The 15,039-nt window shown below is 41.5% G+C and carries 15 protein-coding genes; 6 read left to right on the top strand and 9 right to left on the bottom strand.

Features of this window, described 5'->3' with window-relative positions; all coding sequences use genetic code 11:
* Positions 1-50 precede the first annotated feature (50 nt).
* Positions 51-1,160 carry a PTS sugar transporter subunit IIC gene (locus FC60_RS01430; protein WP_191978587.1) on the bottom strand — a complete coding sequence of 370 codons (1,110 nt, stop codon included), beginning with the start codon at positions 1,158-1,160 and terminating at the stop codon, positions 51-53.
* Between the two features lie 350 nt (positions 1,161-1,510).
* Between FC60_RS01430 and FC60_RS01425 the strand changes: the two genes are divergently transcribed.
* The gene (locus tag FC60_RS01425) at positions 1,511-1,813 is read left to right on the top strand and encodes a hypothetical protein (RefSeq protein ID WP_056936731.1); all 303 of its coding nucleotides are present in this window, start codon (positions 1,511-1,513) and stop codon (positions 1,811-1,813) included.
* 51 nt (positions 1,814-1,864) lie between these two features.
* On the opposite strand, the gene FC60_RS01420 is transcribed toward FC60_RS01425, so the two are convergent.
* Complete coding sequence (locus tag FC60_RS01420) at positions 1,865-3,997, bottom strand: LTA synthase family protein (RefSeq protein ID WP_056936730.1); 2,133 nt, start codon at positions 3,995-3,997, stop codon at positions 1,865-1,867.
* A 167-nt stretch (positions 3,998-4,164) separates the two neighbouring features.
* Here FC60_RS01420 and FC60_RS01415 point away from each other — a divergent pair, with 167 nt between their 5' ends.
* The gene (locus FC60_RS01415; RefSeq protein ID WP_056936775.1) at positions 4,165-4,818 is read left to right on the top strand and encodes a histidine phosphatase family protein; all 654 of its coding nucleotides are present in this window, start codon (positions 4,165-4,167) and stop codon (positions 4,816-4,818) included.
* A 113-nt stretch (positions 4,819-4,931) separates the two neighbouring features.
* On the opposite strand, the gene FC60_RS01410 is transcribed toward FC60_RS01415, so the two are convergent.
* The 6 genes from FC60_RS01410 to FC60_RS01385 form a co-directional block, all read right to left on the bottom strand.
* A complete protein-coding gene (locus FC60_RS01410; protein ID WP_056936729.1) occupies positions 4,932-5,585 on the bottom strand; it encodes an amino acid ABC transporter permease in 654 nt (217 codons plus the stop codon).
* A gap of 13 nt (positions 5,586-5,598) precedes the next feature.
* Positions 5,599-6,237, bottom strand: a complete 639-nt coding sequence (locus FC60_RS01405; RefSeq protein WP_056936728.1) for an amino acid ABC transporter permease — start codon at positions 6,235-6,237, stop codon at positions 5,599-5,601.
* The gene (locus FC60_RS01400; protein WP_040467861.1) at positions 6,234-7,070 is read right to left on the bottom strand and encodes a transporter substrate-binding domain-containing protein; all 837 of its coding nucleotides are present in this window, start codon (positions 7,068-7,070) and stop codon (positions 6,234-6,236) included. Before FC60_RS01400 ends, FC60_RS01405 begins: the two co-directional genes overlap by 4 nt.
* A gap of 10 nt (positions 7,071-7,080) precedes the next feature.
* Complete coding sequence (locus tag FC60_RS01395; RefSeq protein ID WP_056936727.1) at positions 7,081-7,824, bottom strand: amino acid ABC transporter ATP-binding protein; 744 nt, start codon at positions 7,822-7,824, stop codon at positions 7,081-7,083.
* 162 nt (positions 7,825-7,986) lie between these two features.
* On the bottom strand, positions 7,987-8,907 hold the full coding sequence (locus FC60_RS01390; protein ID WP_007121775.1) for a magnesium transporter CorA family protein: 921 nt from the start codon (positions 8,905-8,907) through the stop codon (positions 7,987-7,989).
* A 20-nt stretch (positions 8,908-8,927) separates the two neighbouring features.
* On the bottom strand, positions 8,928-9,479 hold the full coding sequence (locus FC60_RS01385; protein ID WP_056936726.1) for a TetR/AcrR family transcriptional regulator: 552 nt from the start codon (positions 9,477-9,479) through the stop codon (positions 8,928-8,930).
* A gap of 205 nt (positions 9,480-9,684) precedes the next feature.
* Between FC60_RS01385 and FC60_RS01380 the strand changes: the two genes are divergently transcribed.
* Positions 9,685-10,443, top strand: coding sequence for a DUF475 domain-containing protein (locus tag FC60_RS01380; protein ID WP_056936725.1), 759 nt, complete (start codon positions 9,685-9,687; stop codon positions 10,441-10,443).
* Positions 10,433-10,750, top strand: coding sequence for a thioredoxin (trxA, locus tag FC60_RS01375; protein ID WP_056936724.1), 318 nt, complete (start codon positions 10,433-10,435; stop codon positions 10,748-10,750). The genes FC60_RS01380 and trxA overlap by 11 nt, the downstream gene beginning before the upstream one ends.
* Positions 10,751-10,964: 214 nt before the next feature.
* On the opposite strand, the gene FC60_RS01370 is transcribed toward trxA, so the two are convergent.
* Positions 10,965-12,287, bottom strand: coding sequence for an MATE family efflux transporter (locus FC60_RS01370; protein WP_056936723.1), 1,323 nt, complete (start codon positions 12,285-12,287; stop codon positions 10,965-10,967).
* 103 nt (positions 12,288-12,390) lie between these two features.
* Between FC60_RS01370 and FC60_RS01365 the strand changes: the two genes are divergently transcribed.
* Both FC60_RS01365 and FC60_RS01360 read left to right on the top strand, forming a co-directional pair.
* Entirely contained in the window at positions 12,391-13,956 is a 1,566-nt protein-coding gene (locus FC60_RS01365) for an ABC-F family ATP-binding cassette domain-containing protein (protein WP_056936722.1), read from the top strand.
* Complete coding sequence (locus FC60_RS01360; protein ID WP_056936721.1) at positions 13,940-15,016, top strand: phosphoesterase; 1,077 nt, start codon at positions 13,940-13,942, stop codon at positions 15,014-15,016. Before FC60_RS01365 ends, FC60_RS01360 begins: the two co-directional genes overlap by 17 nt.
* Positions 15,017-15,039 lie beyond the last annotated feature (23 nt).

The raw sequence follows: 15,039 nt of genomic DNA, 5'->3' as shown, positions 1-15,039 counted from the left end.
CTTCCCTGCCTCATTTTGTTTAGATCACATTTTTAACCAGCTTTTATATTTTAAACAATATCAAGATGAAGTTGGTTTTCGCCAATCAAGCCGATCTTCTTCATGAAGAAGTAGAGGGCTAAGGAAATTACAGCCGGCACGATCATCCCAAAGAGGACGTAAAGCATTAATTGGTAAGGTCCCTTGGAAAGGTAAGCGATTGGGGCAATAAAGGAGTTTAATCCCAAACCACCCAAGGTGTAAGTAGAACGGAACCCAAGCGAAGTGGCGATTGGTGCACAGATAGCAGCTGCGGTTACCGATGGAACTAAGAGCCAAGGATTAATTAAGATATTCGGGAATTGAATTTTCGGTGTCACCACAAATTGTGCGATGTTGGTCCCAGCGTTGTTTTGACGGAAGGACATGACCGTGTAGTTAACGAATTGTGAGGTCGTTCCAATTAGGGCGGCAGCTGATGAGATTGGATCCAACATCAAGGCCACTGATAAGGCAGCAGAAGAGGCTGGCGTCATTAAGAAGAGGGCCCAAACCACTGAGATAGCGATGGAACCAATAACTGGAGAAACCTGTTCCATGTTAGCGATCCACTTAGAAACTGCTAGTAGGGCAGGCGTAACCACGGCCGCGAGAGCTAAACCAGCAACTACCCCGACGGCCAAGGCGCCAAATGGCACTAGGACCATATCAAGCGGAGTTTTACCCGTTAACCATTTCCCAACGATAGTTGCACAAACGGCCGCTAACAGCGCCGAAATTGGTTGCCCAGTTGTATAAACGGGAGCATTTGCGGCCGTCGCATAAGCTTGACCGGTAGCCGTTAAGGCTTGAGTGGCAGTAGTGGTAAAGTGAACGGCATTGGCCCCGATCATGGCTGAAGCCATCGAAGCAAAGGTCACTAAAGTATTAGTATGAACTTGAGAAGCTACGGCATAGCCGATTGCAGGAGCAAGTAAGACTTGAATAGCAGCCCCAACTAACGTTAACGCTTGAATCCCAGTTAATTGACCAATGGTTTGGACTAGAAGTCCACCCCCTAAAATAACCAAGACGGCATTAGCAACGGCAGCGAAAATCCGATATGCGGCTTCCATCCATTTGGATGAGTTCGCATAGGTCTTTTTAGCTCCCTTGTGTTCGTGAGCTGTAGAATTGTTCATGAATCGAACCTCCTGAAAAATTAAGAATGATTTAATGTTATCACCAAATCTTAATTTTTCTATAAAATATTTAATTTTAATGAAAGATTAATTTGAAAACGTTTGCTCTCTAGCGGATGCTTTCGCATACTTTGAATAATTAATTAAATCGACGTTTAATATTAATATATTTTTGTTTTTAGTAAATAAATCTAGCCAAACTAACTAAATATGTTGCGATAAAGAGCATTATTTCTTCAAAATACACAAGATGTTGTATTTGCGTAAAATATTAACTCTATATCTTGTGTTTATCTTGTTTAAGGCTTATACTAATTTCATTAACTTTAAACTAAGAGAGGATGATGAGAATGAAAAGAAAGGAATTAGTGCAAGCTTGGCACCAGTTAGCTCACTGGTCCTTAGTTAACCAGCGTGGTCAAGAAGAGTCGTTTCAAGAAATCAAACTACGGCAAACATTGAAAACCCTGCATTTACAGGCGGAAGCGGCCTTTTTAATCGGGGCAATTGAACTAAAAATTGTGCAAAATAATCTGCATACCACGACAGCCATCAGTCAAGCGATTTTACAAGTCCTGCATGAACAAGGGTATGTAATCGAGGCTGAAGAATACAAAGACCAACAACGCTTTCAACAATATAAATTAGCCTAAAGTAAAGCCAGGTTGGCTTCATCCTTAAGATGAGGCAACCTGGCTTTTAACTTAATTATTGGTTGAATCAGGATTGGTAATCTTGATCCGGTTGGATGAGGTTGAGGAATGGCTTGCTTCAGGAGCGTCGGTTGAATAATCATCAACGGTTGATTTATCACCATTCTCACTGAAGAGGCTAGTCGATTTATTTCCCAATTTCTTAGCTAATTGTTTGAGCTTCTTTAAGCCGTTAGAATAGTTAAACTTCGAAGCTACCACCTTAGTGAATCCTTTTGGCGTGTAGAAACGTAAGAGGTTCTTTTGGTTGAGGGCATCAGAGAGTTTTAATTCTTGGTTAACGAAATTAGTATCCTCACGGATTTGCTTCTTCTCACTCTTGGTTAAAGTAGCTAATTTTCCAGTTGTATTACTATAAATTTTGCCACTGATACTTGTGAATTTATTAGTAATAAAATCATTATCCCGGAAAGCTACGACTTGCCGGTGTTGCGAAGAGAAGAGATCAGTACCAAAGAAGATATAGCGTTTGGTACTGATGCCTAAGAGGTGTAAGAGAGTTGGCAAGACGTCTACTTCGCCGCCATACGTGTGATAGACCTTCCCACCGGTTGTTCCTGGAATGACAAACATCAATGGTACCCGCTGCATTTGAACATTGTCGAAATTAGTCCAGTTATTGGCGTCTTTGCCAATAACGGAAGCTAAAGATTTATTCTCACTATTAGAAATTCCATAGTGATCTCCATAAATCATTATGATCGATTTTTTATCTAGGCCAGTCTTTTCAAGGTAATTAAAGAATTCTTCCAGCGATTGGTCTAAGTAATGAGCAGTGACGAAGTAATTATCAACCGTACTATCACCAGTGTCTGGTGCCGTAAAATCAGAATCTTCGTCTTCACTATCGAGTTCAAATGGGAAGTGGTTGGTCACCGTGATAAATTTGGCATAGAAGGGTTGTTGAAGCTGTTCAAGATATTTAACGGAATTTTGGAATAATAACTTATCTTTTAAGCCATAGCCCGTTGCCTTATCCCCGGAAGTGTCATAATAGGAGGCATCAAAGAAATATTGATAACCAAGGTTTTTATAGACATTATTCCGGTTCCAGAAACTAGCCACATTCCCATGGAAGACAGCGCTAGAATAACCCCGGCGCTGATTTAAGATTGCTGGAGCCCCTTCAAAGGTATTATCTGAGCCTAAAGTAGCGAAGAGCGATCCTTGTGGAAGCCCAAAAGTACTGGTTTCAAGAAGGTTTTCGGCATCACTAGTTTTCCCTTGTCCGACTTGATGGAAGAAGTTATCAAAGGAATAAGTATCGTTGCTGTTGACTAACGAATTGAGGAAAGGTGTAACTTCTTGTCCATTGACTTTTAATCCAATTAAGAATTGTTGGAAACTCTCTAAGTGAATCACGATCACATTACGACCTTTAGCGATTCCATACATTTTGTCATTCGGTTTAGCATAGATTGATTCGGTGAATTTGCGGACCTGGTTAAGCTGCGACTTAGTAGCACTACTTCGCATCTGGTTAACTTGCTGGTTTTGAATGACATTGTAGGCCGTGAAAGTATCAATGCCTAAATATTTAACGATATAAGTCCGATCAAAAGTCCGTCCCAATAGTTGGGGCCGGTCCATTTCAGCAACCATCAGGTTAGTTCCAATCAACACGAGAGCGATTGAAGTAATCGCAAAGGCAAACCGATGGGTAACTGCCCGGGGATCAAACTTAATTTTGCGAAGAATCATCAAAATTAAGATGATGGCGATATCAAGCCAGAATAAAACGTCATGAGGCTTGGTCAGGGCTAATGAACTACCACTTAAGCCTTGGTTAACTTTCGAATAGCCGGCAATGGTGGCGATCGTCATAAAATCGGTAAATTCGCGGTAGTAAATGACATTTAAATACAATAACAGAGTATTTAAAATATCAATTCCCATTAAAACTGGGTAGAAGAACCGGGATTTTTTAAAGTAAAAAGCCAAACCAAATAACAGGATCGTGGTTCCTAACGGATTGACTAGCAGTAGAATATACTGCAAGAGGCCGGTTTCACCGAGGCTGAAATCAACGAAATAAGCTAGTAAGGTTTTTAACCAGAACAAGACGGTTAGAACTAGAAATAGCCCTAACCGCGTGTTCAATAGGTTGCCCATTTTCTTGAACATGGGACGCTCCTTTATTATCTGTAGAATCGTGATGAGATCACTGATGAAAATATTTTAGCACACTTTAAAAGTTGGCGTTTTAATATCCATAGGAAAATCAGAAAATTTAAGCAGGTCTTTAGAATTAATGGGGTAAAATAAGAGTATCGATAGCGGAGGTGAAAATGATGACTAAGTTAAATATTTTTTTAGTGCGGCATGGTCAGACCTATTTTAATATCTATAATAAATTACAAGGTTGGAGCAATAGTCCTTTGACCCAACAAGGGCGTGAAGATGCTCAACGAGTCGGGCAGCGGTTAAAAGATATTCACTTTGATGCCGCTTTTTGTAGCGATCTAACCCGGGCGGTCGAAACTTGCCAGACGATTTTAAACGTCAATGAAGCGGACTCAGTCGTCCGGCCGCGGACTACCCCTGATTTGCGAGAAGAATTTTATGGAGTTTTTGAAGGGACGAACATGTCATTAGCCTGGGAAATGGCGGGCTTACCGCATGGTTATAAGACCTTTAAGGATATTGTGACGGACTATTCGATTAATCAAGCCAAGGATTGGTTAAAAGAAGCTGATCCTTTCCATGATGCTGAAAATAGTCAAGAATACTGGGAACGATTGGATCGGGGGTTAGCAACGATTCGTCAAGCTGATTTACCGGATGAAGCGAATGTCTTATTGGTTAGTCATGGGAATACCTGTCTAAGCTTAATTGAACGGTTTGGTGAAGGAAAATACGATATTACCGAACGGCCAGCAAATGGTAGTTTATCTAAACTAGTGATGACGGATGATGACATTAAGGTCATTACTTATAACGAATAAGCGAAAACTGGGAAAAAAGCGATTAGGCGCTTTTTGACCGTGATTACAGGTGTGATCAAAAGAAATGGGTGAGGAGAAATGCTAATTTAGCATTTCTTCTCACCCTCCTTTTATTAGGCCATTTTATGGTCTAGATAACGTGATAGTAATGATAGTAAGTAACAAACGATAAAGTACATTACCGCAATTGCCACGAACATTGGAATAATGTATGTACTATTTTGTCCATAGACAATTTCGGCATGATACATTAATTCTGGTAGCACGATAATCGTTGCTAAAGAAGTATCCTTAACTAGGGAAATGAATTGACTGACTAAGGCCGGTAACATGTGCTTCAATCCTTGGGGAAGCACCACGATCCGTAAGGCTTGCCAGTGAGTCATTCCATTAGCCATGGCCCCTTCAGTTTGCCCAATATCAATCCCTTGTAAACCAGAACGGACAATTTCCGCGATCATCATTGATTCAAACAGTGACATTGACATAATCGCTGAAGGAATTACTGGTGGGCGGAAACCGATATTAGGTAGCCCAAAGTAAACGAAGAAAATGATAAGCAGTAATGGGAGGTTTCGAATAATATCAATCACAAAGCCCACGATTGCCGAAACATACTTAATTCGCATGTACCGAATGGTTCCCAAGAGAATGCCGACAATTAAACTAATCAAAATGGAGATGACTGAAATTTCAATCGTAACCCATAATCCTTCCAAGAGGAAGCGGATGTTAATCCATGAATAAGCATCAATAAAAGTTTGCATACCCTTCTTCCTCCTATCCTAATTTCTTTTCCAAATGCCGCATGTAATAACTTAAAGGCAGGGTAATCACAAGATATAAGACCCCAACAATAAAGTATGATGGCATCGTTTCTAAGGTGTTGCTAGCAATTAAATTTCCCTCATACATCAAATCTAATCCTGCGACGAAGGCTAAGACGGAAGAATTTTTAACGAGGTTAATAAATTGGTTCCCTAGCGGTGGAATTACCACCCGGAAGGCTTGCGGTAAAACAATGAGCCGCATGGCTTGCCAGTATGTTAGTCCGTTGGCTAAGGCCCCTTTCAGCTGTCCTTCATCAATGGAGTTGATCCCCGAGCGGACGGTTTCGGCGATAAAGGCCGATGTATATAGGGTTAAACCAATGGTCCCGGCAGTAAAACCGTTAATCTTGACGATGTATAACGGTACGATTAAGAAGAAGGCCATGGTAATTACCAGAAGAGGAATATTTCGGAAAATTTCCACGTAAATATTGGCTAAAATCCGAATCCAACGATGTTCTGATAATTCCAGCAGGGCAAAGACCGTCCCGATAATTAAACTAAAGATTAGGGCAATAATACTAGAAGCGAGGGTGACGCCAAGGCCGGATAAGAATAATTGCCAATTAGATGTAATTAAATTAATCATGAGCGCTTCATCTCCTCGTAATTAAAGCCTTTGACATCGCCAAACCATTTCTTCAATAGTTTATTGTAGGTGCCATCTTTTTCTAATTCTTCGAGGGCCCAGTTCAGTTTCTTCAAGAAGGCCTTTTGATTTTTATTGACCGCAATCCCATATGGTTCTTTGGTAAAGGTCCCACCAACGACTTCGTAGCCTTTGTTTTCGCTGGCTAACCCGTATAAGATCCCGTTATCAGTGGTCATGGCATCCCCTTGGCCAGACTTGAGGGCCGTCATATCCTGAGCATAGTCTGATAATTGTAAGACCGTGGCTTTAGGAGCAACCTTGGCCACATTTTGGACCGAGGATGATCCTGAAACCCCGAGAATGACTTTTCCTTTTTTGTTTAAGTCTTTAATACTAGTGATGCCACTCCCTTTTTTAACTAAGATCGATTGACCGGCATCAAAATAGGATTTCGAGAAATCAACCTGTTTAGCCCGTTCGGGAGTGATGGTCATGGTTGCCATAATCGCATCGATATTCCCATTCTTTAAAAGTGGAATCCGCGTACTACTAGTGACGGGGACGAATTCGGCTTTAGCATCAGGACCCAGAATCTTCTTGGTCATCGCCTTAGCTAAATCAATTTCAAACCCTTCTAGTTGACCGGTTTTGATATTTTCCAACCCAAATAAGCGGGTATCAGCTTTAACCCCCCAGGTAATAGTTTTGGATTTTTGATCCGCTTTTAAAACATTTCGATTTGCCACAGAGGTGGTACTACATGCCGATAAGGTGAGCCCTAAGGTAGCCATAATGGCAATCAGACTCAATCGGCGCCAAAATTTCTTCATGCCAGCCTCCTTAAATGTGTCCGTTAATCTTACTTAAGAATTGGCGAGCCCGTTCGTTTGATGGTTCCCCATCGAAGAAGTTTTCAGTTGAGTCATCTTCGAGGATCCGACCATCGGCCATAAAGATAACCCGGTCTCCCACGGCCTTAGCGAAGCCCATTTCGTGGGTCACCACTAACATGGTCATATCACTACGATGGGCAATTTCTTTCATAACATCCAAAACATCATCAATCATTTCCGGATCCAAAGCACTGGTTGGTTCGTCAAATAACAGACATTTTGGCTTCATGGCCAAACTCCGCGCAATTGCCACCCGTTGCTTTTGCCCACCTGACAGTTGAGCCGGCATATTGTGGGCCTTATCAGCTAAACCAACCTGTTCCAAGAGGTCCATAGCTAATTTTTTGTTTTCTTCCTCAGGCCGTTTTAAAACTACCCGGGGAGCCAACATAATGTTTTCAAGTACATCTTTATTGTTGTATAGGTTGAAATGTTGGAAAACCATCCCCACATCTTTGCGGATCTTGTTGACATCGGTCTTCTTATCCCCAAGATCGAATCCATTAACGATTAGTTGACCACTTCGAATCGGATCAAGACCATTGACCGTCCGGATCAAACTACTTTTTCCTGAACCAGAAGGGCCGATTAAAACTACCGTTTCGCCGGCGTCGATTTTTAGGTTAATGTCTTTTAAAGCGTGAAAATCGCCATAGTATTTTTGAACATTTTTAAATTCAATCATTGCCATAGAGATCGTTTCCTCCAATGTATAATAAGATTCTCATTAAACAATTTTACTATAATTTAATATATGCATGCAACAGATTACACTTCTGGTCACAAAAAGGACACATTTTATACCCTTAAGAAATAAAAAGATCCTCTCCAAAAAGAGAGAATCATAACAATTTTATTTCCACCAGCGCTTATTGAACATGAACCAAATTGATAAAGCAATAAAAATTAAGGTGATAATGACCGTGATTTGCCAAGCCCAGTCATTTTGCGCGAAGGGAAGGCTTTTAACATTTTCACCATAAAAACCTGAAACAATTGGTGGAATGGCTAGGATGATTGAATAAACTGTTAAAAATTTCATCGTCTGGTTTAGATTGCTATCTAAAACATTGCTATAGGCCGATGAAACCCGGGAAACAACATCCGAAGTCATTTGGGCCATTTCGAGTCCTTGCTGAGCCTCAATGATGGCATCATCAAGTTTATTTTGTTGACTAGTAGTTAGCGTATATAAAAAACGCCGCTTAAACTCCTGGAGCAAGGAGACATTTCCTTGGATCGAACTTAGAATATAGACCAAGTTAGTTTCCAACTCCATAAACTTATTAATCGACACGCGCTCATTGCGTTTGCGAATGTTCTTTTGGAGGGCTTTACGCTGATTATCAGCTTTTCGGATCGGTAAGAAGTAGTCGGTCGACAATTGATAGAGCAAGGGAAGCACCACATCATAAATTGAATGAATCGGGTGGTGAGCCCGCTCGTTCTTAATCAATTGGGCAATAATTCCGTTGACAAAGTTGGTTTGGGCGTTGGTAAAGGTTAAGACATTATTATTGGTCAACATGATCCCAATAGGAGCCGTTACATCATCGTCCTCTTCGGGATGGGCGATGTAAACGTCAAAAATCAACAGAGTGATATGGGCATCATGGTCAATTTCAATACGAGCCTTTTCAAAGGGGTCAATGGCGTAGTCCAACATGTCGGAAGTGACTTCATATCGTTCAAACAGTTCTTGTTGTTCATTGGGGAGAGGTTCAAAGACGCTAACCCAGTAGCTATGTTCATTTAATTGGACTGAACTGAGCATAGGAGAACCTCCATGAAGTCTTAAGGATGAATCGTGCCGATTAGTTGCTTAACCGTACTCCGGATAATAAGTGGGTTTGGATCCGTCATGTGTTGACTTAGTAACATAATGTAGCCTTGAACAAATGACCAGAATTGAATAAAGAGCACTTGTTCATTAAAGTGTAAGCCCGTTTGTTCTTTGATGTTAGTGATGTGGCGCTTCAAAATGTCAATAAATGTCAAGCCCTGGCGGTTGCCATTGAAGACATTTGATAAGCTAGGGTTCGAGAAGAAGAAGTTTGCTAAGTTTGGTTCATCCATATACCACTTAATCAAATCTTCCCCGATTTTGATAATGGCCTCAGTTGAATCGCTGTAGTCGTTATATTCTTCTTTATCCGCCATTTGTTCAGATAAAGCATAGGTAACGGCAGCGAATAAATCTTCCTTATTTGTGAAATGCGAGTAAACTACCCCGGTAGTGGCACCAATTTCATTAGCTAATCGACGTAAGGTTATGTTTTGGTAGCCATGTTTGCTAATTTCTTGAATCGTTAGTTGTACTAGTGAATCGTTAGTTGCTTTAACCATACTTAGATCTCCCTTAAATATTATTTCTGTATTGATTATAACAACTTTACAATCGTGTTGTCCAATAGTTTTATCACAATCAGGAATTTGGTTAATCGACTGATAAACAAACTCGACTCAATAGCAATAAGTAATATCATTTTTAGTTGAGAGCGATTTTTTGTTAAAATAAATGACACGGTATAAAAAGGAGGAATGGACTTAATTGTCACTTTTAAGAGAACTATATGGTCCCTTTTTTAGTGGCCACAATTGGCTATCAGTTTTAACATCGGGTCAGGATTGGCTGATCATCTTTTCATTAGTTTTAATGGAATGTTTGCTGTCAGTTGATAATGCAGTCGTATTGGCAGCGCAAACACGAGTTTTACCTAATTTGCGGGAACAAGAAGAGTCCCTGTTTTATGGAATTTGGGGGTCCTACCTATTCCGATTCTTGGTGATTGGGATTGGAACCTATTTAATCAATTTTTGGGAAATTAAAGTCATCGGGGCGGCGTATTTAGCCTACATGGCTTATCGATTCTTCCATGTGAAATTCTTTGGCAAAAAGCCGGCACATCAACGACGTCAGAGATCGTTAGCGAATCTCTCGGGGCGCAAACGCTTCTGGGCGGTTGTGGCGCAAATTGAATTTACTGACATTGTATTTTCAATTGATTCAGTTTTAGCGGCGCTTGCCGTTTCTGATAATCCGGTGATTGTCCTAATTGGAGGGATCATTGGGATCTTATGTATGCGGGGCATTGCCGAGTTCATAATGAAATTAATGGAAAAGGTTCCGGAATTAGAACCAATGGCCTATGTCTTAATCTTTATTATCGCGATTAAGCTCTTTTTAACAATTCCGGCAATTGATATTGAAATTTCATCGGGATTGTTCGGTACCTTTATTTTAATTGTTTTCCTAGTGACCTTAATCATTCACTTTATTCGTAAGCGAGGAAATAAAAATGGCGATTAATGTAAGTCCAGTTGATTTTGAGCAAGCTTTAGAGGGACCGATTACCCTAGTGGATTTCTGGGCAGATTGGTGTGGCCCTTGTAAATTAATGGCTCCAGTTTTAGATGAGTTAGAAGCTCATTATCAGGACCGAGTTAAGTTTGTTCGTTATGACGTTGAACAAGATAATTCAATTCCACAACGCTATAAGGTCATGAGTATGCCTAGTTTGGTCCTGTTCCGTGATGGGGTGGCTAAAGAAAAGGTAACTGGAATTTATAATTACCAACAACTGTCACATTATCTAGATCGAAAATTAGCTGAATAGGATTTGGCGGCAATTATCATTGTCGTTAGTAAGGGTGGAAAAAACTTTGATTAGTTTTTTCCACCCTTATTCTTTTGATCATACTCGTAATTACGGTCAAAAAGCGCGCCCCGCGAGTCTAACTACGAACTCACGTCAGTTCCTTTCGTACTAACATTCGTTCTTGGTTATCCCTGTGGGACGCCTGATTGCTTTTTTCCCAGCTTCTTATTATTTACTTGAACCTTGGTCGATAAATTAAAAAGAGCAAAATCCCTAAACCAGCGGTGAGGACATCGGCAATTGGTTGCGCCACGATAACTCCAGTGTAGCCGAATAATTGACTGGTAATGACAATGACGATGAAAAAGATCAGGCCTTGGCGACTGACCGAGAGTAAGAAGGCTGGGAAAGCTTTTCCCATTGATTGAAACATCGTCGTAAAAACTAACATAATTCCGGCGAAGGTGGAGGATAAGACCAACCAGCGGATCATTCCAGCACCTTCAGAAATGACACGTGGATCGTGCAAGAAGCCTTTCATAAGGGTAGGCGCCAAAATGAACATCAAGACGGTCATAATAATTGAAAAGCCACAGACTACCTGTAAATCAAACTTCATAATTTGATTAAAGCGTTTCGCATCTTTGGCGCCATAAGTGTAACCAATTAGCGGTTGGGCGCCAAAGGCAAAGCCCACGAAAACCATATTGATAATAGTGCTAATCTTGAGGGCGATACCCATAGCAGCGACGCTATCAGCCCCGTAAGGGATTAGGTAATGATTGGTAAGGGCGATGGCAAATGTTGACATAATATTAGTAACGGAAGCCGGGATTCCAATTGCGAACAGTTCCCATTGGAGATGACGACTAATTTTAGTTTCTTTAATTGAGGTTGTGAGACGGGTACTCTTGGTGTGTGTATAGTAGATTAAAAATCCATCACTAATAATTTGGGAGATGACGGTGGCGGTTGCCGACCCGGCAGCGCCTAAACCTAACGGGAAAATGAAAATGGGGTTTAAAATAATATTTAAAATCGTCCCAATCATACTTGCCTTCATTGATTCCAGGGCAAGTCCTTCGGTTCGCAAAATATTAGTAGGGGCAAGACCAAAAACAATAAAGGTCGCCCCACTGACCAAGACCGTATAGTATTCGTTGGCATATTGCCAGGTAGCACTGGTTGCTCCCAATAAGTGCAAGATTGGAGTTTTAAAAACCAACATAATGATCGTGACGATAATCCCGCATAAAATCGAGCCGTAAAAAGCATAGCCACTAACGTTGCGGCCGAGTTGATCTTGCTTTTCGCCGAAGAGGCGGGAAATTACCGAACTCCCGCCTAGACCAAAAATGTCGCCAAGGGCGATCAAAAAAGTAAAGATGGGGGCACTTTGCGAAACTCCGGCGACTAAATTAGGATTTTGGGTTTGGGAAACGAAGAAGGTATCAACCATGTTGTACACCAAGGTGACGACCATGCTTAAGACGACGGGCATTGCCAAGGTGAAATAGGCTTTCGGAATTGAAGTGTGTTCGAATAGTTTGTCCATGACTAAGAACTCCTTTTATGATAACCTAGCCATTTTAAGGGAAAAGTCAGCTCTGATGCAAGGGGCGTGTTAAAATCAAACCATTGAATTGAAGGAGATTGTAATGGCGGTTTTAGATGTAAACGGCTTAACCATGAGTTATGCTGATAAGAAATTATATGATCAAGCTAGTTTTCAATTAGAACGAGGCGAGCACATGGGGATTGTCGGTGAAAATGGAGCCGGAAAATCCACCCTAATTAAAATCCTAATTGGCAAAGTGTTACCGGTTGCTGGGAAAATTACTTGGCAAAAGAATCTTAAGATCGGTTATTTAGATCAATATGTTGATATTAAGGCGGGGATGACATTAATCGAATTCCTCCAAACCGCCTTTCAAGATCTGTATGCCAAAAATGACCAGATGAACCAACTTTATGCAGACTATGTCGAAAAATTGGATGACCATTTGCTCAATCAGGCCGGTCAACTCCAAGCGGATCTTGACGCCCATCATTTTTATGAGATCGATACCCAAATTGAACGGGTAATGACGGGGTTAGGTTTAATTGAATTAGGTCGTGACCACATCGTAGCCGAAATGAGTGGGGGACAGCGTTCCAAGATCATTCTAGCCAAAATGCTGTTAGAAGAACCTGACGTGATTTTACTAGATGAACCGACGAACTATTTAGATACTGCCCATATCGAATGGCTAATTGAATATTTAAGTAATTATGACGGGGCAGCCATGATCATTTCACATGACTATGACTTTTTAGAGCGAGTTACGAATACGATTTGTGATGTCGCTTTTGGTAAGATCATAAAGTATCGGGGAAGTTTCCAACAAGCAATGCGACAAAAGGCCGAACGGCAGGCGCTCCAAGCACGCGAATATGAAAAGCAACAAGAAGTCATTGATAAGGCCCAGCGCTTTATCCGTAAGAATAAAGCGGGCTCAAAGTCGACCATGGCGAAGTCACGGGAAAAAATGTTAGCGCGGATGGATCGGATTGATCCACCGAGTGATAATGTTCAAGCTAGTTTTAATTTTCCCTATGAGAATACGGGGTCAGCGAATGCATTACGGGTGGAGAATTTAAGTGCCGGCTATCAACGACCGTTGCTGGCTCCAGTGACTTTTTCGATCTCCAGTGGCGAAAAAATCTTGTTTAGTGGTTTTAATGGGGTCGGGAAATCAACCCTCATCAAAACTATTCTGGGTGAGATTCCTGCGCTGGGTGGAACTGCTAGTTTTTCGCCTTCGACGATCGTGAATTATTTTGATCAAGACCTAATCTGGGATGATCCATCATTATCACCACTACAAACTCTGCAAAATTTATTTCCAACGATGTTACCAAAAACGATCCGCCAACGGTTGGCTCGAGCTGGCATCAACGCTACTAATACGATGAAACCCCTCCAACTATTATCGGGGGGCGAACAAACCAAAGTTAAGCTGGCTATTTTAGAGCTCACGCCGGCCAATTTTTTGATCTTAGATGAACCGACCAATCATCTTGACGAACCCACGAAAGCAGCCTTAAAACAGGCACTACAGTCGTTTAAGGGAAGCTTGATTCTAGTTAGTCATGAACAAAGCTTTACAAACGGATGGTTTGACAAGGTGCTGAATGTTGAGAAACTGAGCCTTAAAGGAGAAAAACATGCCAAGAACAATTAAGGTATTTTCACATAACGATTTAGACGGGTTTGGCGCTCCCTATTTACTAAAAGCGGTCCAACCGACCATGTTTTCGGAGACGACCTTTGAAATCGAACCTATCGGTGCTGGAAGAATTGATGATGCCTTAGCGCAATGGCTACGGGATCCAGCTGCCAGCCAGTGTACGGATGTTTATATCATGGATATGACCCCCGATAATGATTACACCATCCAACAGTTAGATCGCTACTTTGCTAATCACTGGTTGATTTTTGATCATCATGATAGTGAGGCTGAGATGCGCCAAAAATATCGGCAGAACGTGGTGACCAGTTCAATCGAAAATCCGAGTGCCGTCAGTATCGTCTGGGAATGGTTGCAAAGCCAGGACCATTTTGATCAATTAGCTAGTGCTCGCCAGACATCACTAGCGGAATATGTCGAAGCGATCCGGGCCTATGATACCTGGGATTGGCAAAATGATCCCGATATGGCAGCTGAAGTTCGTCAAATGGCCGATGAATTAGATCAACTATTCTGGTTTTATCCATTGGATTATTCCGCGGCCTTTATCGAACAGTTATTGGCGACTGATTGGGCGACCTATCGTCATCAAAATGAATTACTAATTACGACTTTAAATGAGCGGCGGAGCCAATATTTAAAGCATCATTTAAAAGATGTAGTGGAAGCTAGGCTTGATGGTCATACTTGGGCAATTGTCTATGCTAATGATTACAAGTCTGAAATAGGTCATCAAGTTCTAAAAGATCATCCTGACGCCCAAGCGGCCATGGTTGTCAGTCCGAAAAGTATCTCTTTTCGCAGTAATGGGGAACTAGATGTGGCCGCGTTTGCTGAGAAGTACTTTCATGGTGGTGGGCATGAGGCGGCTGCGGGGGCCCGTATTGACTTTAATTTGATTGAAGTTGGGGAAAAGGCCTTGGTCGAATTTGTTCGAGATACGGTTGAAAATCACCAGGAAGAAGTTGAAGCTACGAATGAGACGTTGGCCGATACACCGATGGGGGCGCAATTAGCTAAGTTAGCTGAACAGTTGAAAAAGCAGTCAAACTAAAAAGTCGCCCTAGTGGCGACTTT

It is taken from the genome of Limosilactobacillus gastricus DSM 16045 (assembly GCF_001434365.1).
Lineage (GTDB): Bacteria > Bacillota > Bacilli > Lactobacillales > Lactobacillaceae > Limosilactobacillus > Limosilactobacillus gastricus.
The sequence above is the reverse complement of the archived record's forward strand: the minus strand, read 5'-3'. Positions and strand labels throughout refer to the sequence as shown.

Coding starts and splice junctions, on each gene's coding strand:
- FC60_RS01430 (WP_191978587.1), bottom strand. CDS start 1,160: ATGAACAATTCTACAGCTCACGAACACAAGGGAGCTAAAAAGACCTAT.
- FC60_RS01425 (WP_056936731.1), top strand. CDS start 1,511: ATGAAAAGAAAGGAATTAGTGCAAGCTTGGCACCAGTTAGCTCACTGG.
- FC60_RS01420 (WP_056936730.1), bottom strand. CDS start 3,997: ATGTTCAAGAAAATGGGCAACCTATTGAACACGCGGTTAGGGCTATTT.
- FC60_RS01415 (WP_056936775.1), top strand. CDS start 4,165: ATGACTAAGTTAAATATTTTTTTAGTGCGGCATGGTCAGACCTATTTT.
- FC60_RS01410 (WP_056936729.1), bottom strand. CDS start 5,585: ATGCAAACTTTTATTGATGCTTATTCATGGATTAACATCCGCTTCCTC.
- FC60_RS01405 (WP_056936728.1), bottom strand. CDS start 6,237: ATGATTAATTTAATTACATCTAATTGGCAATTATTCTTATCCGGCCTT.
- FC60_RS01400 (WP_040467861.1), bottom strand. CDS start 7,070: ATGAAGAAATTTTGGCGCCGATTGAGTCTGATTGCCATTATGGCTACC.
- FC60_RS01395 (WP_056936727.1), bottom strand. CDS start 7,824: ATGGCAATGATTGAATTTAAAAATGTTCAAAAATACTATGGCGATTTT.
- FC60_RS01390 (WP_007121775.1), bottom strand. CDS start 8,907: ATGCTCAGTTCAGTCCAATTAAATGAACATAGCTACTGGGTTAGCGTC.
- FC60_RS01385 (WP_056936726.1), bottom strand. CDS start 9,479: ATGGTTAAAGCAACTAACGATTCACTAGTACAACTAACGATTCAAGAA.
- trxA (WP_056936724.1), top strand. CDS start 10,433: ATGGCGATTAATGTAAGTCCAGTTGATTTTGAGCAAGCTTTAGAGGGA.
- FC60_RS01370 (WP_056936723.1), bottom strand. CDS start 12,287: ATGGACAAACTATTCGAACACACTTCAATTCCGAAAGCCTATTTCACC.
- FC60_RS01365 (WP_056936722.1), top strand. CDS start 12,391: ATGGCGGTTTTAGATGTAAACGGCTTAACCATGAGTTATGCTGATAAG.
- FC60_RS01360 (WP_056936721.1), top strand. CDS start 13,940: ATGCCAAGAACAATTAAGGTATTTTCACATAACGATTTAGACGGGTTT.